The organism is Methanosarcina mazei S-6 (genome assembly GCF_000970205.1).
GTDB classification, from domain to species: domain Archaea; phylum Halobacteriota; class Methanosarcinia; order Methanosarcinales; family Methanosarcinaceae; genus Methanosarcina; species Methanosarcina mazei.
The window spans coordinates 758,375-777,068 of the sequence record NZ_CP009512.1 but is presented as its reverse complement, the minus strand read 5'-3'; the positions used below and the strand labels follow the sequence as shown (position 1 = coordinate 777,068).

The 18,694-nt window shown below is 42.3% G+C and carries 15 protein-coding genes; 10 read left to right on the top strand and 5 right to left on the bottom strand.

The features are described 5' to 3' along the window. Positions 1-534: 534 nt before the first annotated feature. Together MSMAS_RS03410 and MSMAS_RS03405 are read right to left on the bottom strand one after the other, a co-directional pair. Positions 535-1,500, bottom strand: coding sequence for a lipid II:glycine glycyltransferase FemX (locus MSMAS_RS03410; RefSeq protein WP_048038646.1), 966 nt, complete (start codon positions 1,498-1,500; stop codon positions 535-537). 879 nt (positions 1,501-2,379) lie between these two features. After that, positions 2,380-3,465 carry a M42 family metallopeptidase gene (locus tag MSMAS_RS03405; protein WP_048038645.1) on the bottom strand — a complete coding sequence of 362 codons (1,086 nt, stop codon included), beginning with the start codon at positions 3,463-3,465 and terminating at the stop codon, positions 2,380-2,382. Positions 3,466-4,146: 681 nt separating this feature from the next. Between MSMAS_RS03405 and MSMAS_RS03400 the strand changes: the two genes are divergently transcribed. From MSMAS_RS03400 to MSMAS_RS03375, 6 genes are all read left to right on the top strand, one after another. Beyond that, positions 4,147-4,500 (top strand): prefoldin subunit beta, encoded by a 354-nt coding sequence (locus tag MSMAS_RS03400; protein WP_011032625.1) that lies wholly within the window; start codon positions 4,147-4,149, stop codon positions 4,498-4,500. 122 nt (positions 4,501-4,622) lie between these two features. Continuing rightward, on the top strand, positions 4,623-5,627 hold the full coding sequence (locus tag MSMAS_RS03395) for a DHH family phosphoesterase (RefSeq protein WP_011032626.1): 1,005 nt from the start codon (positions 4,623-4,625) through the stop codon (positions 5,625-5,627). Between the two features lie 403 nt (positions 5,628-6,030). Then, on the top strand, positions 6,031-7,335 hold the full coding sequence (locus MSMAS_RS03390) for a phenylacetate--CoA ligase family protein (RefSeq protein WP_048039161.1): 1,305 nt from the start codon (positions 6,031-6,033) through the stop codon (positions 7,333-7,335). Between the two features lie 369 nt (positions 7,336-7,704). Beyond that, the gene (locus MSMAS_RS03385; RefSeq protein ID WP_048038603.1) at positions 7,705-8,142 is read left to right on the top strand and encodes an ACT domain-containing protein; all 438 of its coding nucleotides are present in this window, start codon (positions 7,705-7,707) and stop codon (positions 8,140-8,142) included. Positions 8,143-8,458: 316 nt separating this feature from the next. Continuing rightward, positions 8,459-8,812 carry a DUF2103 domain-containing protein gene (locus MSMAS_RS03380; protein WP_011032629.1) on the top strand — a complete coding sequence of 118 codons (354 nt, stop codon included), beginning with the start codon at positions 8,459-8,461 and terminating at the stop codon, positions 8,810-8,812. A 20-nt stretch (positions 8,813-8,832) separates the two neighbouring features. Further along, positions 8,833-9,810, top strand: coding sequence for a methanogenesis marker 12 protein (locus MSMAS_RS03375; RefSeq protein WP_015411271.1), 978 nt, complete (start codon positions 8,833-8,835; stop codon positions 9,808-9,810). A gap of 41 nt (positions 9,811-9,851) precedes the next feature. Here MSMAS_RS03375 and MSMAS_RS03370 read toward each other — a convergent pair whose 3' ends face one another. From MSMAS_RS03370 to MSMAS_RS03360, 3 genes are all read right to left on the bottom strand, one after another. After that, positions 9,852-10,445, bottom strand: coding sequence for a TIGR00288 family NYN domain-containing protein (locus MSMAS_RS03370; RefSeq protein WP_015411272.1), 594 nt, complete (start codon positions 10,443-10,445; stop codon positions 9,852-9,854). A gap of 427 nt (positions 10,446-10,872) precedes the next feature. Then, the gene (locus tag MSMAS_RS03365) at positions 10,873-11,304 is read right to left on the bottom strand and encodes a hypothetical protein (RefSeq protein WP_011032632.1); all 432 of its coding nucleotides are present in this window, start codon (positions 11,302-11,304) and stop codon (positions 10,873-10,875) included. Further along, positions 11,298-11,966: a rhomboid family intramembrane serine protease gene (locus tag MSMAS_RS03360; RefSeq protein WP_011032633.1), complete on the bottom strand. Its 669-nt coding sequence runs from the start codon at positions 11,964-11,966 to the stop codon at positions 11,298-11,300. The genes MSMAS_RS03365 and MSMAS_RS03360 overlap by 7 nt, the downstream gene beginning before the upstream one ends. A 1,412-nt stretch (positions 11,967-13,378) precedes the next feature. On the opposite strand from MSMAS_RS03360, the gene cdhA reads away from it, so the two are divergent. Genes cdhA through MSMAS_RS03330 form a run of 4 tightly spaced genes read left to right on the top strand, consistent with a single transcriptional unit; the run spans position 13,379 to position 18,563 of the window. After that, the gene (gene cdhA / locus MSMAS_RS03345; protein WP_011032635.1) at positions 13,379-15,802 is read left to right on the top strand and encodes a CO dehydrogenase/acetyl-CoA synthase complex subunit alpha; all 2,424 of its coding nucleotides are present in this window, start codon (positions 13,379-13,381) and stop codon (positions 15,800-15,802) included. A 2-nt stretch (positions 15,803-15,804) separates the two neighbouring features. Next, positions 15,805-16,317 carry a CO dehydrogenase/acetyl-CoA synthase complex subunit epsilon gene (gene cdhB / locus MSMAS_RS03340; RefSeq protein WP_015411276.1) on the top strand — a complete coding sequence of 171 codons (513 nt, stop codon included), beginning with the start codon at positions 15,805-15,807 and terminating at the stop codon, positions 16,315-16,317. A gap of 23 nt (positions 16,318-16,340) precedes the next feature. Next, positions 16,341-17,750 carry a CO dehydrogenase/CO-methylating acetyl-CoA synthase complex subunit beta gene (cdhC, locus tag MSMAS_RS03335; RefSeq protein WP_011032637.1) on the top strand — a complete coding sequence of 470 codons (1,410 nt, stop codon included), beginning with the start codon at positions 16,341-16,343 and terminating at the stop codon, positions 17,748-17,750. Between the two features lie 18 nt (positions 17,751-17,768). Continuing rightward, positions 17,769-18,563: a carbon monoxide dehydrogenase accessory protein CooC gene (locus MSMAS_RS03330; RefSeq protein WP_230633337.1), complete on the top strand. Its 795-nt coding sequence runs from the start codon at positions 17,769-17,771 to the stop codon at positions 18,561-18,563. Positions 18,564-18,694: the final 131 nt, after the last annotated feature.

The window sequence follows — 18,694 nt, the reverse complement described above, 5'->3', positions numbered from 1 at the left end:
CTATATTATATAATTACATACTATTTTGCAAAACTCATTTTATTATACATATTACATATATTTATCTCAGGAGAGAGAGTTCACCGGATTATTCCCGGGCTTACTCCCGCTTTCTCTAAGACTTCTCTCCAATAGGTAGACCATAGTATTTTTAGTTTCCAGTTAACAATATATTTATTTTAAAAGCATGCCGCCCGAAAAATGGGTCTGGAAAGACCAGATATATGATTAGAATTCCATTAATAAAAGTTTAAAAAAGACGCCGATCCATAGTATAAGAGTTATTAGAATAATAAATAATCCCGCGGAGAAATCTATTAGAAGTGATACATCTGAGAAGCAGAAATAATACAGCTGAGAAACGGTCTTCGGAAGATCGAAAGCGAGGAACTCAATAACTAAAAGATTGAGATGCCTGGAAAAACTCCTGAGATCCGAGCAAAGGCATTCAAGAAAAGCTGATAACAGAGTAGCCTTTGTGGGAGATCCCTGCTATTTTCCAGGTGAGACCAGGAGTAATATTTGAAAAAACGATTATTTTAGCCCTCTCAATTCATTATAAATTGCTTTTGCATGTTTAATCTCGTCATATCTGTACGATTTACTGTATACTCCGATCTCTTTGACCTGACCGTTAAATCCCATTTTAAAGTGATATTGACCATGTGTTTCATCAGGGTGAAGGCCCGCTACATCAAGATTTTTGAAGCCATTTTTCTTTCCATCCACTATGATGTGCCAGATTAAGAGCTTATAAGCGTTAAGACCGTTGTATTCGCCTCTCAATACCGAGGTGTGACCCAGATATATAGTATCTTTATAGTAAAAATTTATTAATGCTCCAATTTTTACTCCATTGTATTCTGCAAAGAATAACCTCGCCATTTTTTTCGGAAAAAGGACGTCACGGAGCATTTCAAAATACGAATATGGAACCAGGGCATATGATACTCTCTTATAACAATTTCCAGTCCTTTCGATAACTCTGTCAATTAATAGTTTCTGGAACTGATTATAGTAAAGGTCTATATCTTCCTCATAGTTCTGACTTTCGTATATAATTATTTCTTTTTTTGAAGCTTTTTTTATATCTCTACTGAATTGCCTCTTAAACCCCTTACATATTTCATTAAGGTCCCTATCTATATTAACTATAGCAGTTTTTTTAATTCCATTTTTGATATATCCGTTTTGAATTAGTGCCGAGTCCAGGCAATTATGATAGGGATATATCAAATGATCCATAATGCTTTTTTCATTTTTACTATACGAATCAATGAAATCAAACATCAACCTGTAAATCTCTTCACAACTGGTAAGACTGGAAGGGACACAGGGGCCTCCAAAACTGTATAATTTATGATGAGGAGAACAGCCTATTTGAAAGTTATTAGAAATAATCGGTAAATATTTGTTAATTCTGTAATCTTCAAAAATATTTCTTATAAAAAATGGAAAGATCCCTATTAATTTATTTTCTTTCTCGTCTTCAACTGCCACTGACAAAGATTTGGAGTTTAACCCCTTTTCTATAACCTCTTTCCATTCCCAGGTATGATAAAAGGTCCCATTAAGACTTTCTTTAACTACGTTATTCCACTGTTCTTTATCTTCAGCTTTTATCTCCCTGCAAATAATCTTAAGAACCTCCTACATATTTACAAATAATTTACCACATACATGGGAATCTCTTAAAATACCATATTCAATTATGCATTTAAATTCCGGCCTTTCTTTTTTGATTTCATCAATTAAGATGACAAAAAGAAAAGATTTAACTCATTTAGTAATGAATTAACTATCATATATAAATATAATTATATATGTCACGTATTTCCCACTGATCTCCAAAATATAGTAATTTTTGCATATCTATATTAAGTTTTTGAATTAACAAAAGAAATCAAGTCTTTAATCAAAATCAATAAGAAAGGCCCAGAGACTTTGACCAAAAATCTTATCACAGGTACTATATCCTGCTACAAAACCTGGTGCTGTGTAAACAGCAAAATAACTTTAAAAATCAATTGAGCTCCGGAAATCATTAAACATATAATGCTTAAGATAAAACCGGAGATTTTAAGTATTACATTTGGTAACCGGAATCTGAACCAGAATCTTCAATTTTTTATTATTTAATCTATTTGACGATAAAAGTCAGAAAAATAAAGAAGCCAAAGAAGAATATGAAAAGTGCACAAAATTGTAGCCCGTAAACCTGTCCTGTTAAACAGTAAGTATAAAAAGAGAATTGCACAGCACCAGCCCTGTTGATACAACTCTACTGGTGCTGTTCCGGTGCAGCCGCCCCGGCTCTGGAGATCGCCTCTTTGGGCGAGCAAAGCCGGAGAAACTTGCCAGGCTTGAAAATCGGTAGCTTTAGAAGTATGATTTTAAATTTTCTATTGCCGTCACAATGAGAGAAACGCAGGCGTCTATATCAGCCATATCCAGAACCTCTACAGGAGAGTGAATGTAGCGTGTGGCTATACTGACCGTACCTGTAGGGATACCTTCTTTGGTGAGGTGGATTGATGTAGCGTCTGTGGTGCCTCCAGAACCTACACCCAGCTGATAGGGGACCTCATTTTTATCGGCGGTTTCCCGGAGCCATTTGAGAATCTGCGGATGGGCTATGAGACCTCTTCCGGACGCGTCTGCTACAGTTATCACCGGTCCTTTTCCAAGTTCCAGGGCTGAATCGATTTTGCTGATTCCCGGATGATCTCCAGGGATGGTGGTGTCAAGGGCAAGGGCAACATCCGGGCAGATGCAGAAAGTACAGGTTTTTGCTCCTTTAAGCCCTACTTCCTCCTGAACCGTGCCGACAGCATAGACATTTGCTTCAATCCCGCGTTCATGAAGCTCTTTCATAACTCTGACGAGAATTACAACTCCTGCACGGTTATCAAAAGCCTTGGAGGTAACCTTTCCGTTTGCCAGGGTCGTGAATTCCTGATCGATTGATACTGAAGTACCTATCTCGACACCCAGATTTTCAGCGTCCTCCCTGTCCTTTGCCCCTATATCGATAAACATGTCCTCGAGTTTCACGGGCTTTTTTCTGTCCTCATCTTTCATCACATGAGGAGGTTTGGACCCTATGACTCCATAAATGGAGCCCTTTTTGCCATGCACGATAACTCTCTGGTTCAGAAGAGTCTGGTCAAACCATCCCCCAATCCCGACAAAGCGCAGGAAACCGTTCTCATCAATATATCTGACCATCAGCCCGATTTCATCCATATGAGCAGCCAGCATTACAGAAGGACCTTTGCCCTCTTTAACAGCGATGAGGTTCCCCATAATGTCCTCCCGCATACTGTCAACATAGGGCTCAAGCTCTTTCTCAAGCAGTTTCCGGACTTCGCCTTCAAAGCCGGAAATTCCGTGAGCATTCGTGAACTTTTCGAGAAGGGATCTTATTTCTTCAAGCTTTTCGCCTTTTTCCGTATTTTTTTCCATTTAACAAATCTCCTGAATCCTGTTTAAATCTGGAATGTCAATTTGAAGAACACAGGTTAATACATTACAGGTTAGTACTGTGGATAGTTTATCGGCTTTACTTGCACTGAAACGATTCGCTAACCAACTTATTTGCTAATTAATCGATATTAGTGCAGTAATATAAATGTCCAGTTATATCGGTATAATGCAGTAATTAAATGTTCGTTATACGGTATAATATAGCGTTATAAATGTGTATAATTATAGTATTATAAATGTTCATTTATGATTATCTTTTGCCAGATGACTGGTGAGATATACAGATTAAAGATTAAAGATTAAAGATTAAAGATTAAAGATTAAAGATTAAAGATTAAAGATTAAAGATTAAAGATTAAAGATTAAAGATTAAAGATTAAAGATTAAAGATTAAAGATTAAAGATTAAAGATTAAAGATTAAAGATAATAAATGTGAAAGTTTCCTCTTCTGGATCTGGACATATCTGAACATATTTATTTCACCAAATCTTTTTGATATTAATTAAATTGTTTAAATGTCTTTATTTAAGTTCAACTTGTTGTTTAAGTTTTTGGCAGGTGTTTTTAATCCGATTCTGTGGAGGAGGGAATTTTCGGAAGCTGCAGGACAGAAACATTAAAATCCCTTCAGGTTTATTGTGGACTCAGGTGAAAATTACATGACTTCAGAATTACCTCCTCAAATCCAGAACCAGATAGCACAGCTTCAGCAGGTACAGCAGCAAGTTCAGGCTCTGTCCATGCAAAAATCTCAGATTGAAGCTATGCAAAAAGAGTCAAAAATGGCTCTTGAGGAATTGGAAAGACTGGCTGACGATGCGGTTATTTACCGCAGTGTCGGAGAGCTGGTTATAAAAACAACTAAAGAGGAGTCCGTTTCAAAACTTAAAGACAGAGAAGAAACCCTCTCTCTCAGGCTTCAGTCTATCTCCAGGCAGGAAGAAAGACTTACTGCCCGCTTCAAACAGCTTCAGGAGCAGATCCAGCAGGCTCTTGGGCCCAGAGCACAATAATTTTAATTTTCGTCTACACATATAGAATACGGAAAAGGACTATATCTGTAATGGAGATTGTGCCGAAATCCCGCGTTTCCGGGATTTTCGAAACCCATACAAAACGGTAGCCAGAGAGGACAATGCGAGTTGATGAAGCGGAGTTTTTTAACCGGCTCCTTGACTATCGAAACATTTTATATTTGTGTCACAGGAATGCAGATCCGGATGCCGTTAGCAGTGCTTTCGCTCTTTCTGAAGCTATAGGAGGAACAGTCGGACTGGTGGATGGGTGTAACCGTGTAGCATCTGTCCTGATCGACAGGCTCGGAATCGAGGTAGTGGATAAGCCAGACCCTGCAAATTATGGTTTTGTTGTCGTGGTCGATACCTCGACAAAAGCACAGCTAAATGATATAGAGCTGACCAGTTATTGCGTAATTGACCATCATACCACTACTGCCCTCACAGAAAACGCAGAATTTTTCCTGCACAGGAATACAACTTCCACTGTAGAGATAGTCTACGATATCCTGAAAGCAATGGGAGCTCCGATTAACCGCAGGATGGGAATTGGCATGCTCACAGGAATAGTAACTGATACAGGGCATTTTAAGCATGCTTCAGCCGATACTTTCAAAACTGTGGCGAAAATTATTGAGGCAAGTGGGGTAGAGTATGGAGAAGTCCTTGACCTTATGGCTGCTACACCCCAGGACATCTCAATGCGCATAGCTATCCTGAAAGCTGCAAGCAGGGTTGAACTCGACAGAGTAGGAGATATGATCATAGCTTCTTCTCATGTGAGTTCTTTCGGAGGCTCTGCATCTTCCATGCTCATTAACATCGGGGCTGATGTGGCTTTTGTGGGCACGACGAAAGGAGAAAGTGTCAGAGTGAGCGCAAGGGCAAAACGCGACGCTGTAAATGCGGGAGTCAATCTCGGCCAGCTGATGGAAGATATTAGCAATGAATATAACGGCACCGGAGGCGGACATTCAGGAGCTGCGGGAATAGATATAATTGCCAATATGGATGAAGTACTCCATAAATGCAGGGAGATGACAAAGAAAATCCTTGAGAACTGCCTCGGAACCACGGCAAAAGAGATTTCCGAGGAAGAAATCGAAGTCAATGAGGACGAATAAATTGATAAAGCAGATAACTGGCAAATAATAACAGTGAACAAGCAATAGCAAAAGATGGTAAAATAACTTCAACTTTTTATCCTGTCTAAAAATTATTATTTTTTCTCATGCCTTTTCTGTTGTATTCTCAATTAAAGCTGAATAAGATCTTTTTTCCATTCGATAGCAACAACTATTATTTATATGAGAATCAAACTTAATCTTCCATTACCATATCTATCGGAAGTTCGTATACGCCGGGAAAAATCCCAACTTTCCGAAACGAAAAACCGGTAAGAAAAGAGAATCATATTAAGCATGACCTCAAGGGGCATGAAATGAAAAATATACATAAAAAAAGGCCGGAAGAGACGCAGCCTGAAACAAAAAGGTCTCTGAATAAAGAATAAAGAGCGTGAAAAAAATGCCAGAATACTGGGATCCTGAAATCGAGACAATGCCTGTGGACGACTTGAGAAAGTTGCAGGAAGAAAAATTGAAAAAACTTGTACATTACGTGTATGAGAACTCTCCTTTTTACAGAAAAAGGTTTGACGAACACGGGGTTCGCCCGGAAGACATCCAGACTCTCGAAGATGTCAGGAAATTACCTTTTACATATAAGCAGGATCTCAGAGATACCTACCCTACAGGGATGTTTTGCGTTCCCAATTCAAAGCTTGCCCGCTTCCATGCTTCTTCGGGTACCACAGGCAAACCAACTGTTGTAGGATACACACATAAGGATATTGACAACTGGGCAGAATCCCTTGCCCGTGCTCTCACCTCCGTAGGAGTGGGGAAAGAAGATATCCTTCAGGTAAGCTACGGGTACGGGCTTTTTACAGGAGGACTCGGCGCCCACTATGGAAGTGAAAAAGTGGGAGCAACCGTACTCCCCACAAGTTCGGGAAACACAGAAAGGCAGCTTGAACTCATGAAAGACCTCGGCACGACATCCATAGCCTGCACCCCCTCTTACTTCCTGTACATGATTGAGACCGCCAGGAAAGAAGGAATCAACATCAGGAATGATACAAAATTAAGGAAGGGATTCTTCGGAGCCGAACCCTGGTCCGAGGAGCTCAAGAGGAGAATAGAAGAGGAATCAGGGATTAAAGCCTATGATATTTACGGGACTTCGGAACTCAGCGGCCCTCTTTTTACCGAATGCGACGAACAGTGCGGCATCCATATCTGGGCAGACCTTTTCCTTGTAGAGATTCTGGACCCTGAAACCGGTGAGCCTGTTCCTGATGGAGAGACAGGGGAACTTGTAATTACCACCCTTGCAAAAGAAGCAAACCCCCTTATCCGCTACAGAATCAAAGACCTTACCAGAAAACTGTCTGATCCCTGTAAATGCGGCAGGACGCACCCGAGGATTACACGCATCAGCGGACGCTCGGATGACATGATCATCGTGCGCGGCATAAATGTATTCCCCGGCCAGGTAGAATCGGTTTTGATGAATATCCCTGAAGTCGGAAACCATTTCATGATAATTGTGGACAGAATAGGTCCGCTCGACTCAATGAAGGTGCAGATAGAGATGCATGAGTCTGCCTTCAGTGATAAAATGTCGGATATGATGGCCCTTAAAGGGAAAATCGCAAGCGCTTTAAAGAGCGTGCTTAACCTTGCAGTCGAAGTAGAGCTTGTCGAACACGGCTCTCTTCCACGTTCGGAAGGGAAATCAAAGAAAGTTATAGACAAGAGAAAGATCTGAAAGCTTTACATTTGAAGATCAGAAAAGCCAGGAAATAAGAAGGCCAAGAAATTTGATTTTCCACAGAGAAAAAGGAATTGCGGAAAAATGTAAAACATTATTCCTTACAGGTATTCCTTTTTCAGTTCCTTTTTTAATACTCTTTAAAGCTCAGACCAAGTCCCAATATAGAAAAATAATACACCTGTAAGTTTAAAATACAGACAGAAACTTATATTATATTCAGAGGAAAATATTGAGAAAAGAGTGAGAGGAGAAAAGAAGGAATTAAAAAGCAGGAAAAGAAAGGAAATCAAAATTTTAATTAATTCGTTCGAAGAAAAGAATAAATTTAAAGGAATAAGGGATTAAAAGGACATGGGTGCTGGAATGGAAGATAAAGTGATAAAACAAATTTCCCTTTTTGCGGAAAACAAACCTGGAAGACTTGCAAGCGTGGCAAATAAACTGAAAAGTGCCGGCATAAACATAAGAGCGTTTACCATTGCCGAATCAGGAGATTTCGGGATCATCCGAATGGTTGTGGATAAATCGGATTATGCCCACCGTGTGCTTCACGATGCAGGGTTCACAGTTTCGGAAACCAGTGTTCTGGGAATTGAAATGGAAGACGTCCCTGGAAGTATGTCCCGGATTGCGGAAGTCTTCGGGGAAGCGAATATTAACCTTGACTATGCCTATGCTTTTGTCACCAGGGATCAGAAAGCCCTTCTTATTGTCCGGGTAAATGACACTCAGAAAGCGATAAAAACCCTGGAAGAAAATAATATAAAGCTAATTGGCATGAAAGAACTTGAAAAGATCTGATTTTATTGAATACCGGGTTTTACGAAAAAGAAATATTAAAAAGCCGAAAAATAATCCAGAGACACGGTACATTATATGATGTGCCTGAGTTTATCGGTGTACCGGACATCTGGAATTCTCTTTTTTCATAATCATGAAATATAACCTGAAAAATTTACCGGTATTTTATTCACTTTTCCACTGAGTAAATAGATATACATTATAAATATAAAAAGAACAAACAGAGAAGAACTTTTCTGAGAATAAAGAAAAGGCGGCCCATATAAAGAGATCTGGGCTGCATTTACAAAAAAGTAAAGTCAGCCGGTTTGACTAGATGATAGAGAATAAAGACAGCTTACAGGAAAACGCTCAAAATCTTTCAAAGAATAAACTTGGTGGAACCCATACTACGGTTATTGGAGGGAGAGCTGGAAAAAAACTGATAAAACTTATAAGCCAGCATCCTGAGCTTAAAAAAGTAATTCCATCCGTAATTTCCGTAAAAGGTGTTGCAGGGGGAAAACTTGCAGGAAAAGTCCTGCGAGCTGACGCCAGGGGAAACCTGAGGCTATTGCTCTCCGAAGGCAGAAGTTTCCAGGAAATCAGGCTGGTGACAACAGTTGGTACCGCTGAAGAGGGGGACAGAATAATGAATGAACTGAATGAGATACTAAAAAATGCCCTCTGAGGCTTTACAGGAGAGATCACTTGGCATTCATAGGAGTTGACCACGGAACAACCGCAATGCGTTTTGCACTTATCGAAGGTGAAAAGGTTCTGACCTTTGAACTCGGAAGGTCTGAAGCTGCTGCAATGTCAGAAAAAGAAATTCTGGAATCTATTGAAAAAGAGTTCGGAGTCAAAGTTAAAGATATAGATTTGATTGCTTTGACTTACTCGATGGGAGACGGCTTTTCCGAGATTAAAGACGTAAAAAAGATTGAAGGGCGGGGGCTTCAGAGTACGGAAGGCGCGGGAAAAAAGACCGGAGGAGGCACACGGGTCTTTGATGCTGTGAAGAATTCCGGCATTCCGGCAATAGCGATTCCCGGCCTGCACACGAGAAGTAAAGTAGACCCGAGAATGAAGGTGTTTTCCCACCTTACAAGCCCGGAAAAGCTGGGGATTGCATATCATATCCGGTGCATGGGCTACAAAGACTTTGTTGTTTCAGATATCAGCTCCAATACTGTAACTCTTGCGGTTGCCTCTGGAAAAGTTATCGGGGCAATCGATGCCTGTATTTTCGCTCCCGGAGTTCACCACGGACCTCTTGACCTTGAAGCTATCAGAAATGTTGATGACGGGCTAAGGACAGCGAACCAGGCATTTATGGAAGCAGGAGCTCTGAAGATGACTCCTTATAAAGACAGGGGAGAACTTCTCAATGCAGCCGAAAATGGAGAAGAGCCCGCACTGCTCGCACTGGATACCATATCACTTTTTGCAGCTATGGAAATAGTTTCAATGCAGCTTCTCCTGAAAGAATACGGAGTTACGGGAGCTGCCTTTCTTGCAGGCTCTGTAGGAGAAGTGGAATATGTGCAGAAAAAAATCAGCAGGCACCTTGGCCAGGAATGCCTCAGCCTTGGGAAATGGCATGCTGCAATTGGCTGTGCCGGGATAGCAAGAGATGTTTTTGCCGGAGAAAACCATATTCTCGGAATAGACGTGGATTATCCTTAAAAAATGAGAGAGTATCCTGAAGAGAAAAATCAGACCTCTAATCAGGTCTTTTCCATAGATTCTCCATACTCATCTTCGGGATATTCCTCGTGGTATTCTTCACGCTCCGAGGCATCAGGTTTCCCTTCTTCATCTTCATCATCATAACCGCTCATGTGGTTTTTGCCCATGAGAATGACGTAGTCCGCAGAGTTCTTGAGTGCCGTAGAAAATCCGGGCTCAACCCCAAAGATAATGGTTTCTTTCCCGTGTTCGTTTGCTTTGTTAAGCAGTGGTTTGAAATCCGCATCGCGGGTTACGATTGCAAGGGTGTCTATATTGGGATTATAGACCAGTTCCATGCCCTCTACTGCGAGGCGCACATCCACATCACTGGAACAGATTATGGGTTCAAGTCCATGGTTTTCAATAGCCTCGACAAGCTTGTCCGAGGCATACTGGTTCAGGAAAACGCGTCCAATCTTGATATTCCCGTAGTCCTTCAGAACGTCCCTAATCTCCTCGAGATTTACATCAAACTCTTTTCTGAGGATGTTCGGTCCGTCTACCAGAAGGCCTATTTTCCTCCTGCCGACTTCTTTCTTGGTACGGAGGTATTTGGAGATGGAATCAAGTCCGCTTTTTACAGGCTTCATTATCAATGTCCTCTATGATACTTACAGTTTTACTCAACCTGCATCTTTTTTCTTTAATCTCCGCAATTAACGGAGAACTGACCTGTGAGGGCAGCAGAGTTCCCCGAAGCCATTTAACGCTCACAGGACTGGGTTTTCTATTTTAACCTTCAGAGAATAACAGTTCCATATATGAGTCTACAGTTACTGCTTTTCAGGTATTACCCTTATCACGGCAGTTCGGGCAACAATCTGGTTATATCTAAATATTTGCTTTTCTGTAGTAAAACATTTGCATACTTTGGCAATAAAAGGTCTTAACATTACCAGTCTGAGAACTTTGACTGAAATTTCTATCCAATCCCGGAAAAGATAAGTCCTGCGAGATGAGTAAACCCCTTCAGATTAAACATTTCTGGCTATAGAACACAGGATATATTTTCTAGAATTATAATTTATCGGAGAAGGGACCTTTTTTAACTTCCCTGATAATGAAAGGAGATTCCTTAAGTTCAAAGACATTCTCAGTTTTTCGTCCTTTTTTCTCCCTGCTGTACTGGATTTCCCCTAATTTCCGAAGAAAAGCTTCATAGACCTCCATAAACTGTGCAAACTCCGCATTTGTAAGTTCTATTATCCCTTCCCTTCCCGCAAGCCAGTCATAGACATAAAGAATGACAACTTCTCGCACCCTTTTAAGCCCGTCTGCTTCGGATTCATCAGGAGCTTTTTCAAAAAAAAGAGTGGCTTTCAGCTCTGGAGACCAGGCTGCAAAGACACGGGTGAAATTTAAGATCTGAACAGGAACTTTTTCCCCTGGACCAGGTCTGGGATGATAGTACCTGTCCTGAGAAAAAGCCTCTTCATCCAGCCTCACCACCTGCCGGCAAACCTCGTTCTAATGTATTTATCATGCATTCTCTTTATACGGTAACCCATGTAAAGCCCGACAAAGAGCCCGCTTAAGTGGGCAGTGTGGGCTATCATGTCCGTTGAATTTACCATCAGAAAGTCAAAAACGGCAAAAAGCAACAGGGCATGCTTCAGACGCATGGGGACAAAATAAACATACACCCTCAGATTTGGTTCAAGTACGGTTAGAGCTGCAAAAACCCCGTAAATAGCTCCGCTTGCACCTACCATAGGACCGGGATAGATGTCGAAAATGGGCCTGCTTAAGAAAGTATACCCTATAGCGGACAGAATTCCTGCCGTAAAGAAGATTCCGAGGAGCTGCTTATTCCCCACCTTTCGCTCGAGAGCAGTCCCGAAGAAATACAGGACAATCATATTGAAAAAAAGATGCCCCAATCCGGCGTGCAGGAAAATATACGTGACAAGAGTCCAGGGCCTTGTCAAAATAGAGCTGGGATTAAACTGAAAGGTGTCTATATAGAGAGATCCTATGCCAGGGACCATTTCCAGAAAGAAAGAAACTATACAGAGAAAAATAATCGCCATCGACGGGCTTGCAGAAATAGAACTTTTGATCCTGTCGCTCGTTCCGCCTCCGGGCTCATATGGTGTATCACGGCTAAACATGTTTGATTGCTCTCTATTTAATTCCAGTATAAAATTGTTGGATTAAAATTACTGATTAATGGGGCAGTATAATAATAAGCGATTTTATAATGCCCTTAAAGAAATCAGAATATTATTCAAATATAAGAATGGCGTCCAGACACAAGAATATTGTCCAGACAGGGATGAGGAACAGATTCTGATAAGTAGGCTGATAAATAAAAGGTTCGTATCCTGAAAAAGCTGTCGTAAACAACTCCATAGTTAAATTCAGTGTAAGAAACTCGTATTGAAGTGTAGAAGCCCCAAACCCGGAATCGATCACTCCAAATCCTGACCAGTCCAGATTCCGGCCTGGAACCCGCAAGCAAAAGTCGACCCGGGTTCCAGTTAATCAAAATTCCTGGTTTTAATCTCCAGATCCGGAAAGATCCTGCTCAGGGTTTACGGTCATAATTTATATTATTATTTTATTTATTCTGTTTTGGTAACAGGTGTCCAGCAGTAGCATATAGATTTAGAGTGCCTATTAAATTAGAACAAATATTATTTAGATCAAAAATTAAATCGATTAATATTAAAGAGAGGAAATAATATTTAGTTATTTCCAGAGAAAAATCATGAAAACGGTTTACAGCGTTTACTGTACGAATTCGTTTAAAGACAGTACCGATATAAATATGTTTTGATATTTTTATCAGGTAGTGAAATATAGATTTGAAAAAAATAATATTTAATAATATATTAAAAAGTTAATAAGGAAAATCTGAATTAAATTAATGCAAAATTTGCAGCTCAAGTAAGAAAAATCTTTAGGGCTATTTGCACTTAGTATGAGAAAATATTAGAAATAATAACAAATATTAAAATCAAATAAAAAAAATATTGAGATCCAATATTACTCTCATTAAAAAACGATATGCTTTGACATAGAGTATCTTTTTTGATCAAAAAGTCTTTGAGGTTTTTTTTAAGAAGAACGGGTCTCCACATTCCATTTTTACCTGTTCGGATAAGGTGTTACAAATTAGAAAATGTTATATAGATTTGGTACATTTAGTCACTTAATTAGTGTTTATTATCCATCGGTAGCGACCTCTGCTCTAGATTAAGGTCCCAATCGTTGGCAAAAACGGTTTTTTTGAGAAAAAGGGCGTAAAAAAGGATTTTGAAGAGCATTGATGCCCTAAAAACGATTTTTACAAGAAAAATATTCCCTACAAAAACGCTTTTATTTGAAAAAACGCTGGTAAAACCTTCAATATTCAAATAGAGAGCTAAGAGTGTTTTGCCATGAAACGTCATTTAAACGGTTGTAAATTTAAAGCAGACGGCAAAATATATAATTAATAATCATTAAGAATATGCCGAAGATAAGATTGCAATCGTCTTGGCGAAGTTGACTTTAAACAAATTTAGGAGGTAAAGCTCAAATGAGCAAACTAACTACCGGGAGTTTTTCAATAGAAGATCTTGAATCCGTTCAGATCACTATTAACAACATTGTAGGGGCAGCAAAGGAGGCTGCTGAAGAAAAAGCAAAGGAGCTCGTTAAGGCTGGTCCCACTCTTTTCCCAGGACTTGAGTCCTACAGAGATGACTGGAACTTCAAACTTCTTGACCGCTACGAGCCTGTTGTTACCCCAATGTGTGACCAGTGCTGCTACTGTACCTATGGACCCTGTGATCTTTCAGGGAACAAAAGAGGTGCCTGTGGTATCGACATGATGGGCCACAACGGAAGGGAATTCTTCCTCCGTGTAATTACAGGTACTGCCTGCCACGCAGCCCACGGCCGCCACCTGCTTGATCACCTGATCGAAACCTTCGGAGAAGACTTACCCCTCAACCTTGGGCAGTCAAATGTCCTTACTCCGAACATCACAATCAGCACAGGGCTCAGCCCCAAGAACCTTGGCGAAGTCAAGCCAGCAATGGAATTCGTTGAAGAACAGCTGACTCAGCTGCTTGCAACCGTCCACGCAGGACAGGAATCCGCAGAGATCGATTACGACTCAAAAGCCCTCTTCAGCGGTAGCCTGGACCACGTAGGCATGGAAATTTCCGATGTTGTACAGGTTGCAGCCTACGACTTCCCGAAAGCTGACCCCGAAGCCCCCCTGATCGAAATCGGCATGGGGACCATCGACAAGTCCAAGCCCTTCCTCTGTGTTATAGGGCACAATGTAGGCGGTGTAACCTACATGATGGACTACATGGAAGAAAACAACCTGACTGACAAGATGGAAATTGCCGGGCTCTGCTGTACCGCAATCGACCTTACAAGGTACAAGGAAGCTGACAGGAGACCACCATATGCCAAGGTCATCGGTTCCATGGCCAAGGAACTAAAGGTTATCCGCTCCGGAATGCCTGATGTCATTGTTGTGGACGAACAGTGTGTACGCGGTGACATCGTACCCGAAGCACAGAAACTCAAGATTCCGGTCATTGCATCAAATGCAAAGATTATGTTCGGGCTTCCAAACAGGACCGATGCAGATGTTAATGAGACTATCGAGGAACTCAAGTCCGGAGCAATTCCAGGCTGTGTAATGCTGGACTACGAGAAACTCGGTGAACTCTGTATCAGGCTTACCATGGAAATGGCCCCGATCCGCGATGCATCCGGTATCACTGCGATTCCAACAGATGAGGAATTAGCAAACTGGGTCGCAAAGTGTGCAGATTGTGGAGCCTGCCTGATTGCCTGCCCTGAAGAACTCGACATACCCGAAGCTATGGGATTTGCAAAGGAAGGAGATTACTCATACCTCGAAGGCCTGCATGACATATGTATCGGCTGCCGCCGCTGCGAACAGGTCTGTAAGAAGGAAATTCCAATTCTTAACATAATCGAAAAAGTTTCCCAGAAGCAGATTGCAGAAGAGAAAGGCTGGATGAGAGCCGGCAGAGGACAGGTATCTGATGCCGAAATCCGTGCAGAAGGTCTTAACCTCGTCATGGGTACAACCCCAGGTATCATCGCAATCATCGGATGCCCGAACTATGCAGAAGGCACAAAGGACGTCTACTACATTGCTGAAGAATTCCTGAAGAGGAACTTCATTGTGGTTACGACCGGCTGTGGAGCAATGGACATTGGTATGTTCAAGGACGACGACGGCAAGACTCTCTATGAGAGGTACCCTGGCGGATTCCAGTGCGGTGGACTCGTTAACATAGGATCCTGTGTTTCTAACGCCCATATTACCGGAGCAGCCGAGAAAGTCGCAGCTATCTTTGCCCAGAGGACCCTTGAAGGCAACCTCGCCGAGATCGCAGACTACATCCTTAACCGTGTAGGTGCTTGCGGACTTGCATGGGGTGCATTCTCACAGAAAGCTTCCTCAATCGGTACCGGCTGTAACATTCTTGGTATCCCAGCAGTTCTTGGCCCACACTCCTCGAAGTACAGGAGAGCCCTGATTGCCAAGACCTATGAAGAAGACAAGTGGAAAGTCTATGATGCAAGGAACGGACAGGAGATGCCAATCCCACCAGCACCAGAATTCCTCCTGACCACAGCAGAAACCTGGCAGGAAGCAATCCCGATGATGGCAAAGGCATGCATCCGCCCGTCTGACAACAGCATGGGAAGAGCCATAAAGCTGACCCACTGGATGGAGCTGCACAAGAAATACCTTGGTGGTTCAGAACCTGAAGACTGGTGGAAGTTCGTCAGGAACGAAGCTGACCTCCCGCTGGCTAACCGTGAAGCGCTCCTCAAGAAGCTCGAGGCAGAACGCGGCTGGGAGATTGACTGGAAGAAGAAGAAGATCATTTCCGGTCCGAAGATCAAATTCGATGTCTCGGCACAGCCCACCAACCTCAAGAGACTTTGCAAGGAGGCCTGAAAATGGTTGACACTACCAAGAACACAAAGCTCTTTACCAGCTACGGAGTGAGCACCTCAAAAACCGTTGCTCCTGAAATGGCTGCAAAGCTTATCTCAAAAGCAAAGAGACCTCTCCTTATGGTAGGGACCCTGGCTCTCGACCCGGAAATCCTTGACCGCGTGGTAAAAATTTCGAAGACTGCAAATATCCCTATTGCTGCAACCGGTAGTTCCCTGGCAGCCCTTGCTGACAAAGATGTAGATGCAAAATACATCAACGCTCACATGCTTGGCTTCTACCTGACCGACCCCAACTGGCCTGGTCTTGACGGAAACGGAAACTATGACATGGTCATATCCATAGGGTTCAAGAAATTCTACATCAACCAGGTACTGTCCGCAGCAAAGAACTTCAGCAACGTGAAAGCAATTGCAATTGAAAGAGGCTACATCCAGAACGCAACAATGTCTTTCGGAAACCTTAGCAAGGCAGAACACTACGCTGCCCTGGATGAGCTAGTTGATTTTTTATAATTTGATTTAGGAGGCGAAATATAATGGCAGAATTCCCATTTGAGATTTCCCCAATGTTTGAAGGAGAAAGAGTAAGGAAAGAAGGAATGTTCGTTGAACTCGGTGGTCCAAAATCACTTGGTCTCGAACTTGTCAGGGCTGCAGACATGGATGCGATTGAAGACGACAAAGTCACAATCATCGGTCCTGACCTCAAGGACATGGAAGAGGGAAAGACCTACCCCTGGGCAATGATCTTCAACATAGGCGGAGAACTTGTCGAGCCTGACCTTGAGTCTGTCGTAGAAAGGCGTGTCCACGACTTCATCAACTACTGCCAGGGCATTATGCACCTGAACCAGAGGTATGATGTCTGGATGAGAGTTTCCAAGGACACAGCTGCAAAGATGGACTCATTTGAGCCATTCGGAAAGGCAGTTATGATGCTCTTCAAGACAGAACTTCCATTTATCGAGAAGATGCAGGTAACTTTCTACACAGACAAGGATGAAGTCGAAAAGCAGATGGAAACAGCAAAGGAGATCTTCAAGGCAAGAGATGCAAGGACAAAGGACCTCCACGATGAAGATGTTGAAGTCTTCTATGGATGTACACTCTGCCAGTCCTTTGCTCCGACCAATGTCTGCGTTGTGTCTCCGGACAGGATCTCTCTCTGCGGTGCTATCAACTGGTTCGACGGCCGTGCAGCAGCAAAAGTAGACCCTGAAGGACCACAGTTTGAAATTGCAAAGGGTGACCTGCTCGATGCAGTAACAGGGGAATACACAGGAGTCAACGAAATCGCAAAGAAGCTGTCAAGCGGCGAATTTGACAAGATAAAACTCCACTCCTTCTTTGACTCACCACACACATCATGCGGCTGCTTTGAAGTTGTAGGGTTCTACATCCCTGAAGTCGATGGTATAGGATGGGTAGACAGAGAATACCAGGGAATGGCTCCGAACGGTATCGGATTCTCAACCATGGCAGGCCAGACCGGTGGTGGAAAGCAGATCGTAGGGTTCCTCGGTATTGGTGTAAACTACTTCTACTCACCAAAGTTCATCCAGGCTGATGGCGGATGGAACAGAGTTGTATGGCTGCCTTCCAAACTCAAAGAGAAGATCGACGAAGCAATACCCGCTGACCTCAAAGACAAGATCGCAACAGAAAACGATGCAAGCGACATCGAGTCCCTGAAAGCCTTCCTCCAGGAGAAGAACCACCCTGTAGTTGCTACCTGGGCAGCAGCTGAAGAAGAGGAAGAAGAAGAGGAAGAAGAAGAGGAAGTAGCTGTTGCAGCAGCTCCGATGATGATGCCAGCAGCAGGATTCCAGATGCCGGCAATGCCAATGATGTCAGGCGGTTCAAGCGGTGGAATAAAGCTGACCTTCAAAAACGCAAAGATCACCATTGACAGGATGATCATCAGCGAAAAGAAGGAAAAGAAATAACTGAACAACAACGGGCAATTGCCTAAAACCGAAAACAATCAAAGGGTATTCTGTGACCAAGTAATTGCAATAACGGGAAAAGGCGGAACTGGAAAAACAGCGGTAGCGGCTCTTCTGATCCGCTCCCTTTCTAAAAAGGGGCAGTTCATACTGGCAGTTGATGCAGATGCAGATACTAACCTGCCGGAAACCCTTGGATGTGAGAACGTAAAAACGATAGGGGATGCAAAGGAGTTTTTACAGGCTGAGATAACAAAACCAAGGCCTGACAATCCCGATATGAACAAGGAGTCCGTGCTCCAGAGCAAGGTATATGAGATCATTGAAGAGATGCCGGGTTACGACCTGCTGGTAATGGGAAGGCCCGAAGGCTCAGGGTGTTACTGTTATGTAAACAACCTCCTGAGGGGCATTATGGACAAACTGGTCAAAAACTATGATCTGGTTGTGATTGATGCAGAAGCCGGGCTTGAGCATTTCAGCCGAAAAATCATCCGGGATATTGATGATCTTATTGTGGTAACTGATGCCTCAAGAAGAGGGTTCCGAACTGCAGAAAGAATTCATGAACTTGTGAATGAGCTCGAGTCAAATATAGGCAGTATTCACGTTATTGCAAACAAGGTTACAGATGCTAACCGGGAAAAGCTCGTTAAACTGGCAGAGGAACTGAAACTGAACCTGATAGGTATGATTCCTCTTGACCCGAAAATTGAGGAAATGGACATAAAAGGTATACCTCTCTTTGAAATACCCGACGATTCGGTTGCTGCAGTGGAAATAGAAAATATTGTGAAAAAACTGGGGTTCTAACCCCAGATTACTTTTGAATCTGTGGATCAGCAGAAAACCACAAAAAATGCAGAAAATCACCGGGACAGAGAACAGGTGAACTTATCCGGTTTAAGAGCTTGAAACGGGATTTAAACCAAAATCAAAATTAA

What these genes read in the sequence shown, in the direction of transcription:
- MSMAS_RS03405 (WP_048038645.1), bottom strand. Translation starts at nt 3,465, where the DNA reads ATGGAAAAAAATACGGAAAAAGGCGAAAAGCTTGAAGAAATAAGATCC.
- MSMAS_RS03400 (WP_011032625.1), top strand. Translation starts at nt 4,147, where the DNA reads ATGACTTCAGAATTACCTCCTCAAATCCAGAACCAGATAGCACAGCTT.
- MSMAS_RS03395 (WP_011032626.1), top strand. Translation starts at nt 4,623, where the DNA reads ATGCGAGTTGATGAAGCGGAGTTTTTTAACCGGCTCCTTGACTATCGA.
- MSMAS_RS03390 (WP_048039161.1), top strand. Translation starts at nt 6,031, where the DNA reads ATGCCAGAATACTGGGATCCTGAAATCGAGACAATGCCTGTGGACGAC.
- MSMAS_RS03385 (WP_048038603.1), top strand. Translation starts at nt 7,705, where the DNA reads ATGGAAGATAAAGTGATAAAACAAATTTCCCTTTTTGCGGAAAACAAA.
- MSMAS_RS03380 (WP_011032629.1), top strand. Translation starts at nt 8,459, where the DNA reads ATGATAGAGAATAAAGACAGCTTACAGGAAAACGCTCAAAATCTTTCA.
- MSMAS_RS03370 (WP_015411272.1), bottom strand. Translation starts at nt 10,445, where the DNA reads ATGAAGCCTGTAAAAAGCGGACTTGATTCCATCTCCAAATACCTCCGT.
- MSMAS_RS03360 (WP_011032633.1), bottom strand. Translation starts at nt 11,966, where the DNA reads ATGTTTAGCCGTGATACACCATATGAGCCCGGAGGCGGAACGAGCGAC.
- cdhA (WP_011032635.1), top strand. Translation starts at nt 13,379, where the DNA reads ATGAGCAAACTAACTACCGGGAGTTTTTCAATAGAAGATCTTGAATCC.
- cdhB (WP_015411276.1), top strand. Translation starts at nt 15,805, where the DNA reads ATGGTTGACACTACCAAGAACACAAAGCTCTTTACCAGCTACGGAGTG.
- cdhC (WP_011032637.1), top strand. Translation starts at nt 16,341, where the DNA reads ATGGCAGAATTCCCATTTGAGATTTCCCCAATGTTTGAAGGAGAAAGA.